This is a genomic window from Streptomyces sp. NPDC048462 (genome assembly GCF_043200175.1).
In the GTDB taxonomy this organism is placed as follows: Bacteria; Actinomycetota; Actinomycetes; order Streptomycetales; family Streptomycetaceae; genus Streptomyces.
This window is the reverse complement of sequence record NZ_JBICXG010000018.1, coordinates 130,390-144,154: the sequence shown is the minus strand read 5'-3', so window position 1 is coordinate 144,154 and position 13,765 is coordinate 130,390. Positions and strand designations below refer to the sequence as shown.

11 protein-coding genes and 1 tRNA gene are annotated in these 13,765 nt (G+C 71.1%); 4 read left to right on the top strand and 8 right to left on the bottom strand.

The window, feature by feature from the left end; all coding sequences use genetic code 11:
- Positions 1 to 27 precede the first annotated feature (27 nt).
- Positions 28 to 849 carry a hypothetical protein gene (locus ACGFU6_RS27035; RefSeq protein ID WP_393614547.1) on the bottom strand — a complete coding sequence of 274 codons (822 nt, stop codon included), beginning with the start codon at positions 847 to 849 and terminating at the stop codon, positions 28 to 30.
- A 258-nt stretch (positions 850 to 1,107) separates the two neighbouring features.
- On the opposite strand from ACGFU6_RS27035, the gene ACGFU6_RS27030 reads away from it, so the two are divergent.
- A complete protein-coding gene (locus ACGFU6_RS27030) occupies positions 1,108 to 1,746 on the top strand; it encodes an ATP-binding protein (protein WP_393614546.1) in 639 nt (212 codons plus the stop codon).
- 50 nt (positions 1,747 to 1,796) lie between these two features.
- Here the strand turns inward: ACGFU6_RS27030 and ACGFU6_RS27025 are convergent, their stop codons facing one another.
- The gene (locus ACGFU6_RS27025) at positions 1,797 to 3,260 is read right to left on the bottom strand and encodes an aminopeptidase P family protein (RefSeq protein ID WP_393614545.1); all 1,464 of its coding nucleotides are present in this window, start codon (positions 3,258 to 3,260) and stop codon (positions 1,797 to 1,799) included.
- A gap of 127 nt (positions 3,261 to 3,387) precedes the next feature.
- Positions 3,388 to 4,875, bottom strand: coding sequence for a PP2C family protein-serine/threonine phosphatase (locus ACGFU6_RS27020; RefSeq protein ID WP_393614543.1), 1,488 nt, complete (start codon positions 4,873 to 4,875; stop codon positions 3,388 to 3,390).
- A gap of 482 nt (positions 4,876 to 5,357) precedes the next feature.
- On the opposite strand from ACGFU6_RS27020, the gene ACGFU6_RS27015 reads away from it, so the two are divergent.
- Positions 5,358 to 6,068, top strand: coding sequence for a bifunctional DNA primase/polymerase (locus tag ACGFU6_RS27015; protein ID WP_393614542.1), 711 nt, complete (start codon positions 5,358 to 5,360; stop codon positions 6,066 to 6,068).
- 840 nt (positions 6,069 to 6,908) lie between these two features.
- Here ACGFU6_RS27015 and ACGFU6_RS27010 read toward each other — a convergent pair.
- The 3 genes from ACGFU6_RS27010 to ACGFU6_RS27000 form a co-directional block, all read right to left on the bottom strand.
- Positions 6,909 to 7,874: a DUF5926 family protein gene (locus tag ACGFU6_RS27010; protein WP_393614540.1), complete on the bottom strand. Its 966-nt coding sequence runs from the start codon at positions 7,872 to 7,874 to the stop codon at positions 6,909 to 6,911.
- A 260-nt stretch (positions 7,875 to 8,134) separates the two neighbouring features.
- Positions 8,135 to 8,758 (bottom strand): ATP-binding protein, encoded by a 624-nt coding sequence (locus ACGFU6_RS27005; RefSeq protein WP_393614539.1) that lies wholly within the window; start codon positions 8,756 to 8,758, stop codon positions 8,135 to 8,137.
- Between the two features lie 140 nt (positions 8,759 to 8,898).
- Positions 8,899 to 9,738, bottom strand: a complete 840-nt coding sequence (locus ACGFU6_RS27000; RefSeq protein WP_393614537.1) for a glycerophosphodiester phosphodiesterase — start codon at positions 9,736 to 9,738, stop codon at positions 8,899 to 8,901.
- Positions 9,739 to 9,935: 197 nt separating this feature from the next.
- On the opposite strand from ACGFU6_RS27000, the gene ACGFU6_RS26995 reads away from it, so the two are divergent.
- Entirely contained in the window at positions 9,936 to 11,432 is a 1,497-nt protein-coding gene (locus tag ACGFU6_RS26995) for a trypsin-like peptidase domain-containing protein (protein WP_393614536.1), read from the top strand.
- Positions 11,433 to 11,485: 53 nt separating this feature from the next.
- Positions 11,486 to 11,572: transfer RNA gene (locus ACGFU6_RS26990), tRNA-Ser, on the top strand.
- 83 nt (positions 11,573 to 11,655) lie between these two features.
- Here the strand turns inward: ACGFU6_RS26990 and ACGFU6_RS26985 are convergent.
- Together ACGFU6_RS26985 and ACGFU6_RS26980 are read right to left on the bottom strand one after the other, a co-directional pair.
- Complete coding sequence (locus ACGFU6_RS26985) at positions 11,656 to 12,552, bottom strand: hypothetical protein (protein WP_393614535.1); 897 nt, start codon at positions 12,550 to 12,552, stop codon at positions 11,656 to 11,658.
- A 153-nt stretch (positions 12,553 to 12,705) separates the two neighbouring features.
- Positions 12,706 to 13,587 carry a bifunctional DNA primase/polymerase gene (locus ACGFU6_RS26980; RefSeq protein WP_393614533.1) on the bottom strand — a complete coding sequence of 294 codons (882 nt, stop codon included), beginning with the start codon at positions 13,585 to 13,587 and terminating at the stop codon, positions 12,706 to 12,708.
- Between the last annotated feature and the right edge of the window lie 178 nt (positions 13,588 to 13,765).

Genomic DNA, 13,765 nt, shown 5'->3' with positions numbered 1-13,765 from the left:
CGTCGTGTGGAGGTGACGGGTGTCGCGTCAGGCTGCGAGAGCGAATGCGGGTGGCGGCCCGCGCCTGATCACCATGTGCTGCAAGGGATCCCCGGTGGCCGGGGCCGGTGCGTCCACCGCCGTGCGCAGCGTGCGCGGCCCGTTCGCCGGTCCGTCCGGAAGGCCGGTGTGCAGTGCGGATACGAGGACGAGCGCCGCGCGCAGGGCCCGCAGCCGGGCTCCGGCCGCGACCTGCTGGGCGCCGTGCGCCGAGAGCCGGGCGAGCCGGAACAGGGCGATCTCGCCGCGCCGCAGCAGCCAGCCGGTGGCCAGCGCCGCCAGCAGATGGCCGAGCAGCATGGGCAGGCTGGGAAACATTCCGGCGAGGCCGGCCGCTCCGGAGCCGGTCATGCCGTCGGAGGGCGTGGCGGCCATGTGCTGATGCGCCTGCGCGGTGACCGATGCCGGGTCGATGCCCGCGGTGGTGACGATGCGATGGGCGTCGGCCGCGTTCAACTGGGCGGGGCCCGCACCGCAGACGAGGCTCGCCGCGAACCGGATCAGCGAGTCGTCACCGGCCGCCGCGGGCTGCGGCGTAGCGGCGTGCGTACCGACACCGAAGAGCGTGTGCAGGGCGATCTGCCCGCCGGCCAGGGCCGCGGCGATCGACGGCAGTGAGCGTTCGCGGCCGGCCAGTGCCACCGCCACCGCCAGGATCCCGAGGAATCCGGCGAGCAGGGTCCACCCGGGTACCGCCGCGCATGCTGCCATCGCGTGTCCGGCCGCGGACAACGCGACGCAGACCGCGGCGAACACCGCGGCCCTCAACAGCCGCAGACCGGCTCCGGCGCGTCCCACAGACGTAGACATGGCGGGGTCATCATCGCACTGCGCCCCCGTCCGCCGTACGGCAGGTCCGGAAGGTCAGCTTCCGCCCGATTGGCTGCGCGCCGGGCTGTTGGGGATGGTTGCGGGCGGGGTAGGAGAGGTCCTGTGGGCCGGGCATGCACAGGTGTGGTGAGCCCGGGTATCCGCCGAATGAGCGGTCTCACATCCCGTCCGTGCTTACGAACGGCACAGGGCGGCAATACGTATCGGTATGTCGAGCCGCAGCCAGGAGGCTGGAGCATGAGCATGTGGTGGTCACTCCATCTGCGGCGCGAAGCTGCGAGCGTTCCGCTCGCCCGTCGTTTCCTGCTGGGCACGATGGAATCCGCGGGCGTGGACCCGGACATCTCCTTCGACCTGTCGGTCGCGCTCAGCGAGGCCTGTGCGAACGCCGTCGAGCACGGCGGTACCCGCGACGGGGCCCGTGGAGGCACGGACGAGGCCGGGGATCACTGGGACGCCTGGGAGGAGCCGTCCGGTACGGCCTGCGGGCAGTACCGGGTGACCGCGTATCTGGACGGCGAGAAATGCCGTATCGAAGTCGCGGACTCAGGCCCCGGCTTCCCCGCGCGACGCACGCTTCGCGATGCCGCACAGCAGCAGCAACCGCAGCAGCAACCGCAGCAGCAACCGCAGCAGCAACCGCAGCAGCAACCGCAGCAGCAGAGCAAGCAACAACCGCAGCACCAACTTCGGCAGTGCCAGCCGAAGCAGGCCGGGCATCCGCCGCCGGCCGCAGAGAGCGGGCGCGGCCTCTGCCTGATCGAGGAGCTCGCCGACCATGTCCACTTCGGCAACAGGCCGGGGCACGGCGGTGCTGTGGTGAGCTTCGACAAGATCCTGAAAATGCGGGAGGGCGCCCTGCTCATGGTTTCCTGAGCAGGGCGCCCTCCGGCGCGCGCCGACGGCCGTGACCGGCCGGCGGCGGGTCAGCCCTTGAGCCGGCCCATCCACGCCTCGACCTCGTCGGCCTGACGCGGCAGCTTGTCCGAGAGGTTCCGGTTGCCGTCCTCGGTGACGAGGATGTCGTCCTCGATCCGGACGCCGATGCCGCGGTACTCCTCGGGGACGGTCAGGTCGTCGGCCTGGAAGTAGAGACCGGGCTCGACGGTGAGGCACACCCCGGGCTCCAGCGTTCCGTTGACGTACGACTCCGTCCGCGCGGCGGCGCAGTCGTGGACGTCCATGCCGAGCATGTGACCGGTGCCGTGCAGGGTCCAGCGGCGCTGCAGCCCCAGCTCCAGGACCTCGTCCACGGTCCGGTCGCCGAGCAGGCCCCACTCGACGAGCTTCTCGGTCAGGACGCGCTGCGCGGCGTCGTGGAAGTCCCGGAAGGCCGCGCCGGGCTTCACCGCGGCGATACCGGCTTCCTGGGCCTCGTACACCGCGTCGTAGATCTTCCGCTGCAGCGGCGTGAAGGTGCCGTTGATGGGAAGGGTGCGGGTCACGTCGGCGGTGTAGAGGTCGTTGGTCTCCACGCCGGCGTCGAGCAGCAGCAGCTCGCCGGAGCGCACCGCGCCGTCGTTGCGTACCCAGTGCAGGGTGGTGGCGTGCGGGCCCGCGGCACAGATCGAGCCGTAGCCGATGTCGTTGCCCTCGATGCGGGCGCGCAGGAAGAACGTTCCCTCGATGTAGCGCTCGCTCGTCGCCTCGGCCTTGTCGAGGACCTTCACGACGTCCTCGAAGCCGCGCGCGGTGATGTCGCAGGCCTTCGTCAGCTCGGAGACCTCGAAGGCGTCCTTGACCACGCGGGCCTCGGAGAGGAAGACACGCAGTTCCTCGTCGCGCTCCGCGGTGACCTTGTCGGTCAGCGCGGCCTCGATGACGGCGTCGTGGCCCCGGACGCCGCGGACCGGGCCGGTGGCCTCGGTCAGCGCGGCGGGCAGCTCCCGTACGTCCTTGGCCGGGATGCCGAGCAGCTGCTCGGCCTCGGTGAGGGAGTGACGGCGGCCGACCCACAGCTCGCCCTGTCCGTCGAGCCAGAACTCGCCGTTCTCACGGTCCGAGCGCGGCAGCAGGTAGACGGTCGCCTCGTGGCCGCCGTCCTTCGGCTCCAGTACGAGGACGCCGTCCTGGGTCTGGTCACCGGTGAGGTACGCGTACTCGGTGGAGGCGCGGAAGGCGTACTCGGTGTCGTTGGAACGGGTCTTCAGCCGGCCTGCGGGAACGACCAGCCGCTCGCCGGGGAAGCGCGCGGAGAGCGCGGCGCGGCGGTCGGCGGTGTGCCCGGCCTGAGCGATCGGCTCCAGCCCGTGCAGCTCGGTGTCGGCCCAACCGGCCTTCATGCCGGCGGCGAGCTCGTCGGAGACGCCCGGGTACAGGCCGTTCTTCCGCTGCTTGACCGGCTCTGTCTCTTCGGTCTCCGGGTTCTCCGGGGTGAGCTCCTCAGACACGACTTGTCTCTCCTTGATACGACACTGGGCCCCCTCCATCGTACGGGCGTACGGAAGGGGGCCCAGGGCCGGAAGACCTCTTACCGGTAGGTCCCCTGCCGGGAGGGTCCGGGGCGCGCGGGGCCACTCAGTCGAACCGTGCCGCCAGCAGGACCACGTCCTCGGTGTCGTCACCCTGTTCGGGCCCGTCGGGCAGCACGGTGCGCAGCACATGGTCGGCAACCGACGCGGCGTCGTGGCGCAGCGCCCTCGGGACGCTCGCCGCCGCCGAGTGGAGCCGGGTGAACGCGCGGTCCATGGAGTCCCCGGCCCGGCGCAGCAGGCCGTCGGTGTACAGCAGTACGGTCTCGCCGGGTGCCGGTTCGATCTCCACGCTCGGCGCCTCCCAGCAGGCGAGCATGCCCAGCGGCGCGGACAGGGTCGTCTCGACGTACTCGGTGCGCCGCTCACCGATGATCAGCGGCGGGGTGTGCCCGGCCCCGGCCAGCAGGATCTTGCGGCGGGCCGGCTCGCAGTAGGCGAAGAGCGCGGTCGCGGACCGGGCGGGTTCGGTCAGCCGCAGCAGGAGCTCAAGATCGGAGAGCACGGCGACCGGGTCCTCGCCCTCCATCACCGCGTACGCCCGCAGGCCGGCCCGCAGCCGGCCCATCGCGGCCAGGGCGCTCGGCCCGGAACCGCTCACCGAGCCGACGGCGAGGCCGAGCGCACCCTCCGGCAGGGCCAGCGCGTCGTACCAGTCGTTGCCGCCCTGCGGGGCCGCGTGGTGGCGTACGGCCAGCTCCACGCCGGGGACCCGGGGCATCCGGCTGGGCAGGAGCTCCTCGGTGACGGTGGCGACATCGGCCCTGGCCCGTTCCAGCTCCAGCAGCCGGGCCAGGTGCTCGGCGGCGTACCCGGCGTAGAGCCCGGCCAGGTGGCGCTGGCGCTCCAGGGGCTCGGCGGGTTCGTCGTACAGCCAGACGGCGGCGGCGAGCCGGCCGGTCCGGTCGGTGGTGATCGGCAGTGCGTAGCTGGCGGCGTAGCCGAGCCGGGCGGCGACCTCGCGTCTGCGGGGGTCCAGGGCGGTGTCGCCGAGCAGGTCGGGGGTGGTCAGTGGGCCCTCGGGGTTGGGCAGACCTTCCAGGATGCGCCCGTAGGACGTGGCGCTGCGCGGCACCGTCTCGATCTGGCCGAGCTCGGCGTGGGCCAGGCCGAGGCCGATGGTGCTGACGGGGCCACGGCGGTCGGACGGTTCGAAGACGATCAGCCCGCGGCGCGCTCCGACCAGAGCGGCTCCGGCGTCGAGCAGCTCGTGAAGTGCGTCGTCCAGGGTGTTCGTTCTGGCCAGCCGCTCGGTGAGCTCGTGCAGCGTGGTGAGGTCGGAGACCCAGCCCGCCAAGCGGTCCTGGATGAAGGCACTGGGGGCGGCGGGCACCTCGGAGAGAGGCCCGTCAGTGTGCGTCGAAACCGGAACTGTGGGATCGATTCCAGCCACTTTCGGCAGGTGCGGGGCGCTCATGGTTGCCGGCTTTCCGACTGGTGTGTTTCGTCGAATAGCATCGCAAACCCCCATGTCATTCTGCGCCGCTATCAGTGCATCCACATGTACACGCACAAGTAACGTGATGTCCAGCATTGTCCCCACGGGATTTGTGGTGTCCAAGTGATAGTGAACTTGGCCAAAAAATGCACCCTGCGGTAGCCATTTGCGGTCGACTGGGGCTGCTCGGCAGGCGGTGCTCTCGGGGTGAAGTCCCGAGGGGAGCGTCATTGCGGGCATGCTGGGTACGTAATCGATAGATGGCCAGGGGTGGTTCCGACCGCCCTCGGAACCTGGCAGCGGGCCCGGACGTCCTCATCTGTGACGGCCACGCCCCACCCCCGAGTGGCGAGGTTGTACGCACGGACGGCAGGCGCGATACGCGCCCTGCGCCTGGCCACGATTTTCGACTGGAACCGGCTCGATTCGGCTCAGCACAGCTCACGCTCGGTAGCGACGACCAACCCGTACCGCAGGCTCGACGAGCACGTACACACAGTGAAATTCCGCACACGCGATGTGACGCACGCGTGGTGTGATGTGGACCCTCGGCGTTCAACGGAAAGGAACGAGCGCTCATGCGCGAGATCCTCGGAAGGCGACGCAGGCTCCGGTTCCGGGACAGGCCCGCCCAGCTCGACGCGGCCCTGACCTGTGCTACCGAGTGGCAGTGGCCCGTACTCCCGGGAGTGGGGCTGCGGACGGCCGACGGCCGCGGTGAGCGCGGCTGCGCCTGCCCCGATCCAGAGTGCGCCGTGCCCGGCGCACACCCCTTCGAACCCGGACTGCTCGCGGCGACCACGGACCCGCGAATGGTCCGCTGGTGGTGGACGAACCGGCCGACCGCGCCGGTCGTACTGGCCACCGGCGGGCGGGCGCCGTGCGCGCTGAGCCTGCCGGCGGCTGCCGGCGCCGGAGCGCTGGCCGAACTCGACCGGATGGGAGTGCGGCTGGGCCCCGTGGTGGCGACGCCGACCCGGTGGTCGCTGCTGGTCGCCCCGTACACCCTCGAACGGCTCGGGGAGCTGCTGCACGCACAGGACTGGGTGCCCAGCTCGCTGCGGTTCCACGGTGAGGGTGGCTATCTCGTCCTTCCGCCGTCCGGAATCGGCGCGGGACAGGTGCGCTGGGTGCGGGCGCCGGCCCGGGTCTCCCGGCTGCGCCTGACGGGCGGAGCGCCCGTCGCGGCGGCCGCCTCGCCGTGGCTGCCGGATGTGGGGACGGTGCTGGACGCGTTGGTCGAGGCGAGCAACAGTGCACCGGACGGCGGAAGCCGGCTCGCTTACTGACGGGGACGGGGACGGGGGCTTGAGGCGTGAGCCGGGGGCGTGGGGCGGCGGCGGGGCGCAATTCCCGGCGCACCGTCAGGGATTTCCTCGGGCCGGGGAAGCGGGCGCCCCGCCGGGAATGGCCCGGTACCCGGAACGGCGTGCTGTCGGCTTCAGCTCTCATCGGCCGCCGGCCGGGCTCGTAACGACTGTGCGCAAAGCCCGCCGCTACAAAGCCGTTCGAAGGTTGGCTTTCTGATGCCTCATTCGAACTCACGCGATGCCTCGCCCGATGCCTCATCCGATGCCCGGTCCCATGTGTCATCCGATGCTCCGTCCGACACTTCACGCGAAACACGTTCGAGGAATGTTCGAGGTTCTCTTTAGGGGATCGCGCCGGTAGTTGTCCGGCGCTGTCCGGACCGTCGGGCACGTGCTGGAACGCGACTGCGCCCTGCCGCCCGCGTCGGGTTGGCGCAGGCCCCGGGGCCACCGCTGCTCTGCCTGCCTGCCGGTCCTGCTTGCCCGCCCCGCATGTCCGGGCTGCTGGGGGCGTTGTGAGACGTGGCGGAGCCAGGGGGAAGGGTGGCGCGGGGCCGGTGTTTCCGGGGGGCTCGTCCGGGGACCTGCGTCAGGTCTGTGCGCGGCGCGCGCGCCGCGAGATGCGCCGGTGGGCGCCGTACCCGGAAATGAGGATGCCCGATCGCTGGCGACGGGGGATGCACCAGCGACCGGGCTTCTAGAACGGTAACAAGAGATCTGCCGTTCGCAAATTCGATCTCACGTATTCGGACAGCGATTTACCTGCCAGTACGGCGAGTTGTGACGGGAGTCACCGTACGGTCGGGGTAGTGGTCACTGTCAGCTGAGCGTCACCTGGCGGTTGGTGAGCCCGCCGCGCGCACGGCGCTCCTCGGGGGTGAGAGGCGCGTTGGAAGCGAGCGCCGTTGCCAGCCGTTCGGCGAACACCGCTGCGGGCTTCTCGCACTCCTCGGCCCCCATCGCGCTCGGCAGGTCCCAGACGGGGACCATCAGGCCGTGCGCGCGGAAGGAGCCGACCAGCCGCGTGCCCTCGCCGAGGGACGAGACGCCGGCGGCGTGCAGTCGGGCGAGAGCGTCGAGGAGCTGCTCCTCGGGGTGCGGCATGACCCACCGGAGGTGGTTCTTGTCCGGCGTCTCGCACCAGTAGGCCGCGTCGACCCCGGTGAGCAGGACGGTCGGGATCGCCGCTTCGTTCGCGCGCTCCAGGGAGGCGGACACCTCGGCCGTGGCGTTCTCCGAGTCCGGCACCCAGAACTCGAAGCCGGAGTGCACGACGGGCGCGAACGGTGCGTCCGGGTCCAGGACATCCTGCAGCCGGGGGCCGTCGGCCGGAACGCGCCGGGCGGCGACCGGCGAGCCGGGTTCGGTCTCGAGCGCCCGCTGCAGGGTGTCGGCGAGGTCCCGGCTGAGGTCGCCGGAGGAGGTGTCGTTCTGCAGGGCGAGCAGGACCGAGCCGTCATCACGGCGCAGCGCGGGCCAAGCCATCGGGAGCACGGTCGCGAGCGTGACGGACGGTACGCCCGAGGGCAGCCCGCCCTTCAGCGTCAGCTCGACCGTGGCTGCGGGAACCAGCTCGCGCAGCGCGACCCAGTCGCATTCGCCGGCCAGCCCCTCGAAGGGGCGCTGGACCAGCTCGGTCACGGCCTGGGCGGCGGCGCGGCCGTGGCAGGCCTTGTAACGGCGGCCCGAACCGCACGGGCAGGGCTCGCGAGCCCCGACCACCGGGATCTCGCCGTCCTTGAGTTGCTGCTTCCCGGCCTTGGTCTGAGGGCGCTTCTTGGCCATGGTGGGCTTTCTCCCGGTTGCGACGGTTGCGACAGTGCGGTCTGGGCCGCGAGCCTAGCCGTCCTTACGGTGCCCGTTGCGCAGCTGCCCGGCCGCACCGGCCGCCGACAGTCACGGAGTGCGGGAACGCGGCCTGCCGAAGGCACCTACACGGTTGGGCCTTCCCGGTAGCGCGCTCCCGGGATCGTGTTCCTGGTATCGCGGTCCCGGTATCGCAGCGCGCTTCGCCCGGGGGCCGGGGGGAGTGCCCTTGCCCCGGGTCAGCCCGCGCCGTCGAACGCGTCGGCGAGATCCAGCCCGTCGAGCCCCGGTACGACGGGCAGCGTGGTCGCGCCCGTTGCCCGGCCGTTGCCCCGTCCACCGGTATGGCCGTTGCCCCGTCCGCCGGGGCGCTGCGGTCCATCGCCGACTCCTGCGCCGGCTCCTCCACCAACACTGTCGTCGGCACCTTCGTCGACCAGCACCCAGACCGTGACCTCGCCGGAGGAGTCGTCGCGGACGCCCCACTTCTTGGCGAGCGCGCTGATGATGTTGAGCCCCCGGCCGCCGCGAGCGGTAACCGACGGAGTGGCCGGAACCGGTCGGGTCGGACCGCCCCCGTCCGTCACCTCGACGGTCAGCCCGCCTGTTCTGTCGACGCGCCAGGCGGCGCGCACGTCGCCCTCGCCCACGTCGCTGTGCCGGCCCAGTGGCCTGCCGTGACGGCAGGCGTTGCTGAGCAGTTCGGAAAGGATCAATACAGCATCGTCGACGACCGAATCCGACACTCCGTGGGTGCGCAACTGCTCACGCATCCGGTGTCGTGCCTGACCCACGCCCGCAGGGCCATGGGGTACGGCCATGCTCGACGACGTGGGCACTTCTTGTGCCACCACCAACGCCACCCCCGAGACCTCCTTTGCCCCACGCCACGGTGTGGATGCCCCCCCGGGCTGGGCCGGAAACCGGCCAGTGGTCTGACAGTGACGCACTCGCAACGATCGAACACACCTTGAATGCGCCGGTGTACTCCCTGTTACTGATACTAAGAGCGGCCCAATTGGGACAGGACCTGCTTCGGGCGGTTCGTGATGATCGCCTCGACTCCGAGTTGGATGCAGAGGTCGACGTCCGCCGGTTCGTTCACCGTCCAGACGTGGGCCCGGTGGCCCGCGCGGTGCAGGCGGTCGATGTAGCCGGGGTGGCTGCGCACGATCCGCATCCCGGGACCCGCGATCAGGGCCCCGGCCGGCAGCCGTCCGTCACGCAGTCGCGGCGAGACGAACTGCATCAGATAGACGGTGGGCAGATCCGGTGCGGCGTCCTGGATGCGGTGCAGGGAACGGGCCGAAAAACTCATCACGCGGACCGGTGAGGGGCCCTCGGCCGGCGGTGCGTCGAGTTCGAAACGCTTCAGCAGATGCAGCAGCCGCTCCTCGACCTGCCCGGCCCAGCGGGTCGGGTGCTTGGTCTCGATGGCCAGCTGCAGCGGCCGCCCGGCCGCTCTCGTCTCGACGAGCAGTTCCAGCAGCCGTTCCAGGGTCAGTACGGAGGTGAGCTCGCCCGGCACCGGGTCCCAGTCCGGCGACTCCGACTCGTCGCGGTCCTTCCACGAGCCGAAGTCGAGCGCGGCGAGCTCGGAGAGCTCCAGGGCGGAGACCGCACCACGACCGTTGGACGTACGGTTCACCCGACGGTCGTGCACGCATACGAGGTGGCCGTCGGCGGTGAGCCGTACGTCGCACTCCAGGGCGTCGGCGCCGTCCTCGATCGCCTTCCGGTACGCGGCCAGGGTGTGCTCGGGGGCGTCGTCGGACGCGCCTCGGTGTGCGATGACCTGGATGGGATGCTGCGTGGTGTGCTGCTGCTGCCGTGCTTGGGTCACCGCGTCATGGTGTCACCGGCGGGCCCGGGTGCGCGAACCTTGCGGAGGGAGGTCGTTTTGCCCGATGTAAAGACTCGTGCGCGGATGCACAGGTCCTGCTTACAGTGGTCTGACGTGCTGTGGGAAAAGCTGACTCCAGACACGTACACAGCGGATCTCTTGCCGAATGATGATGTGGAACCGAGGAGTATAGAGCTGTGAGCACAGAGAACGAGGACAACGAGGGCAACGCGGCCGAGGCCGCCCCGTCCGTTCCGTCCGCACCTCCAGTGCCGGCCGATGCTCCCCAGGGGTCTCCTGGAAGCACGCCTCCGGCACCGCCGCAGCCGGACGTGACCGCCGCGCAGCCGCAGGTCCCCCCGGCGCACGACCCGGCGACCACGCCCATGGCCCAGGTCCCCCAGGCGCCGCAGCCGCACACGGCTCCCCCCGTACCGCAGTCGGCGGCGGACGCGGGCTGGCCCCCGCCGCCGCCCGCAGTCCCCGCCTACGCCCACGGTGCCCACGGTGCCCAAGGCGGCGGCCCGGTGTGGGGCCCGCCCGGCCAGCTGCAGACCCCCGACGCTCCCCGCAAGCGAGGGGCGGGCGGCCTGGTGGCCGCGGCGGTCGTGGCAGCGCTCGTGGCGGGCGGAGTCGGCGGAGCCCTCGGCTACTGGGCCGCGGACAGCAACGACGGCTCCGGCTCGTCCGGTTCGACCACCGTCGCGGCGTCGGCCAACCCGCAGGACCTCAAGCGCGACCCGGGCACGGTCGCGGGTGTGGCTGCCAAGGCGCTGCCGAGCGTGGTCACCATCGACGCGCAGGGCGGCGACGGCGAGGGCGGCACCGGCACCGGCTTCGTGTACGACAAGGAGGGCCACATCCTCACGAACAACCACGTGGTGGCCTCCGCAGCGGACAACGGCCAGCTCACGGCGACGTTCTCGAACGGCAAGAAGTACGGCGCCGAGGTGGTCGGCCGGGCCGAGGGCTACGACGTCGCGGTGCTGAAGCTGAAGGACCCGCCGAAGGGGCTCACCCCGCTGGCACTGGGCAACTCGGACCAGGTGGCGGTGGGCGATTCGACGATCGCGATCGGCGCCCCGTTCGGCCTGTCCAACACGGTCACCACGGGCATCATCAGCGCCAAGAACCGCCCGGTCGCCTCCGGTGACGGCTCCGGCGGCAGCAACTCGTACATGAGCGCCCTGCAGACCGACGCCTCGATCAACCCGGGCAACTCCGGCGGTCCGCTGCTGAGCGCCGGCGGCGCGGTCATCGGGATCAACTCGGCGATCCAGTCGACCGGCAGCAGCACCGGCCAGAGCCAGGCGGGCTCCATCGGCCTCGGCTTCGCGATCCCGATCAACCAGGCGAAGAACGTCGCCGAGCAACTGATCAAGACCGGCCGGCCGGTCTACCCGGTCATCGGCGCCACGGTGACCATGGACGAGAAGACCGGCGGCGCGGTCATCTCGGACCAGGGCGCGAGCGGCACGGAAGCGGTGACGAAGGGCGGCCCCGCGGCCGATGCGGGCCTCAAGCCGGGTGACGTCATCACGAAGTTCAACGACACCGTGGTCGACAGCGGCCCGACCCTGATCGGCGAGATCTGGACCCACAAGCCTGGCGACAAGGTCACGCTGACGTACAAGCGCGACGGCAAGACGTCGACTGCCGAAGTCACCCTGGGCGAGCGCAAGGGCGACAGCTGACCGGCTAGGCTGTCCTCGCGTCGAAAGCGGGCAGCTGCCCGCCGTCGGCGCGAGGTGGGTTGCCCGAGCGGCCTAAGGGAACGGTCTTGAAAACCGTCGTGGCAGCGATGTCACCGTGGGTTCAAATCCCACACCCACCGCAGGTGAACGGCCCCCGACCAGTAGGAATGGTCGGGGGCCGTTCCTGTCCCGCCCCCGCCGCCGAGCTCCCCGGCGCTTGCGGTTACCCGGCCTTGGCCGGGTCGATTCCGTACAGGGCGGAGGCGGTCGCTGCCTGGTCCGCGCCACAGGGCTCCTGCTCGTCGGCGGGGGCGAGCCACAGGGGTATCAGGCGGGATGCGGAGGGTGAGGAGTCCATGCGCAGGTAGTGGCAGCTGCCGTTGACGCGCAGCGCGAGAACGTAGACGTCTTTGCCGGCTGCCTTGCCGGCGATCACGCGCACGGTGTCCTCGGCCGATACCAGCCGCTTGTCCTTGAGCAAGTCCGCGGCGCCTGCCGGGGTATGCGGATGGCCTGTGGTCGGGGTCTGCCGGTACAGGTTCGTTCCGGTGGGCTGCCGTGTGAGCAGTGCGCCCATCTGTGCCACGAGGCTGCCGGGCTTGTCGTCGGTGCGTGAGGTGGGGCAGTCCGTCGTGGACTGATGCACGCTGTGAGCGCCGAGGGCGAAGGTGTAGCGGTAGCAGCGAACGGGGTACGCGTTCGCGGCCACCGTCTTCGTACCGGGCGGCGGCAGCAGTCCCAGCATCACGGTTGCCGTGTGGGTGCGGGCGGCCGATTCCCCCTCCTCCGAGCCGACGCTCAGCAGTGCTCCGCCGTGCGCCTGGGCGTGGGAGACGAGCGTGCCTTCGGTGAACTGTCCCCCGAAGGTCTTGCCCGGTGACCAGAAGCCTGCGTTCAGGTCGTGGCGCAGGTCCTGGGCGAGTTCGGCGGCCTGGGCGTCGACGGCTGACGTGTCCGGAGCGGTGATCCGCTGCTGGAGCAGGGTGCCCGCCACTCCGGTGGCGCCGGCCACGAGCGCTGTCACCGTGAGGAGCAGGGCCTGCCGTCCGGCGCCGCGCTTCCGCGTCTGCCCGGGACGGGGCGACTGGTTCTGCTGAGCTTCCACGGCGTGCGTCGTCATGTCATTTCCCCTGTCGACAGGAGGCTTCGAATGCCTCGCCGTCGCCGTATATTGCCAGCCCCGCGATCTCGGACAGGTGAGTCCGTGGCTGCTGAGACGCTCCCCTCCGTACCGATGTGCAGAAGTGCGGAGGGATGCCGGGAACTTCCGGTTTCACCCGGGGGGTTCGCAGCGGGTCGTGGTGAGGCGGGCCGCCGAGGCGATTGTCGCGCGGGCCTCGTGTTCGGGGAGGCCGGTGCGGACGGCGGCTTCGGTGAGGGCGCTCGCCAGGCTGTCGCCGAAGCCGTGTTCGTAGGCGCGGCAGGCGGCCCAGAAGAGCCGGGTGTTGCGCTGGCCCTCGGCTGCCGCGAGGACGAACCGGATCAGTCCTCGGCCCCGGTCGTCGGAGTGGCCGAGGCGGCGATGAGCACGGGGCGGGGGCGTCAGCAGCTGGAGGAGAGCGTCGGGGCAGGGGGCCGGGGGGAGGCTGCCGGTGCCCGGGACGAGCCGGTAGGAGCCGTGGGTGGTGGATGAGCCGGGGCCGACCAGGTAGCCGCCCGTGCCGCGGACGTCTATGCCGGGGGCGAGGCGTCCCGCGGAGTTCGGTACGGCCACTCCGGGTGGTCCGGACAGCCAGATGTGGCGGCCGCCGCTGGGGGTGAGCACCGTGACGGTCGGCGGGATGGTGAACAGGTGGTGCAGTGCCAGCTGTTGCAGGGCGGCCACGGAGTCGCTCCGGCCCGTGGTGTCGATGTCGAGGTCGATACCGATGAGGTGGTGCGGGGCGCGGCCGCAGGCGATGCCGTAGCCGCTGGCCCAGGGAGCGGCTTCGAAGAGGGCGCGTACGGCGACGGGGTCGGTGGTGGCGTCGTGGACGCCGTGTCCGGGCAGGCCGCAGGCGCCCCGGCAGTGGATCGTCCGGTCGTCGTCGCGGTGCGGGGAGCGCAGGGCGGGGAGCTTGGTGGCGGACAACGGGATGACGGGGAGCCCGTGTTCGGCCGCCGACAGTGCGTGGGCCAGGGCCAGGGTGAAGGTCCGACGGTCGTGGATGGCCATGGTTCTATGTTCGTACTAATGTTCGAGTAAGGGAAGAGGGGGCGGGTCTGCGGGCGGGATGCGGAGTGTTGTGGCGGAACGCTTCTTCTCTTGCGGGGCAAGGGCTGTCGGCATGCGTCGGGCTGACCTGGGGGTCTGTTCTGTTCAGGGGTTTATCGGCTCTTCCTCACGCTTGCGA

What these genes read in the sequence shown, in the direction of transcription:
- ACGFU6_RS27010 (WP_393614540.1), bottom strand. Translation starts at nt 7,874, where the DNA reads ATGGCCAAGAAGCGCCCTCAGACCAAGGCCGGGAAGCAGCAACTCAAG.
- ACGFU6_RS27035 (WP_393614547.1), bottom strand. Translation starts at nt 849, where the DNA reads ATGTCTACGTCTGTGGGACGCGCCGGAGCCGGTCTGCGGCTGTTGAGG.
- ACGFU6_RS26985 (WP_393614535.1), bottom strand. Translation starts at nt 12,552, where the DNA reads ATGACGACGCACGCCGTGGAAGCTCAGCAGAACCAGTCGCCCCGTCCC.
- ACGFU6_RS27030 (WP_393614546.1), top strand. Translation starts at nt 1,108, where the DNA reads ATGAGCATGTGGTGGTCACTCCATCTGCGGCGCGAAGCTGCGAGCGTT.
- ACGFU6_RS27015 (WP_393614542.1), top strand. Translation starts at nt 5,358, where the DNA reads ATGCGCGAGATCCTCGGAAGGCGACGCAGGCTCCGGTTCCGGGACAGG.
- ACGFU6_RS27020 (WP_393614543.1), bottom strand. Translation starts at nt 4,875, where the DNA reads ATGCTGGACATCACGTTACTTGTGCGTGTACATGTGGATGCACTGATA.
- ACGFU6_RS26980 (WP_393614533.1), bottom strand. Translation starts at nt 13,587, where the DNA reads ATGGCCATCCACGACCGTCGGACCTTCACCCTGGCCCTGGCCCACGCA.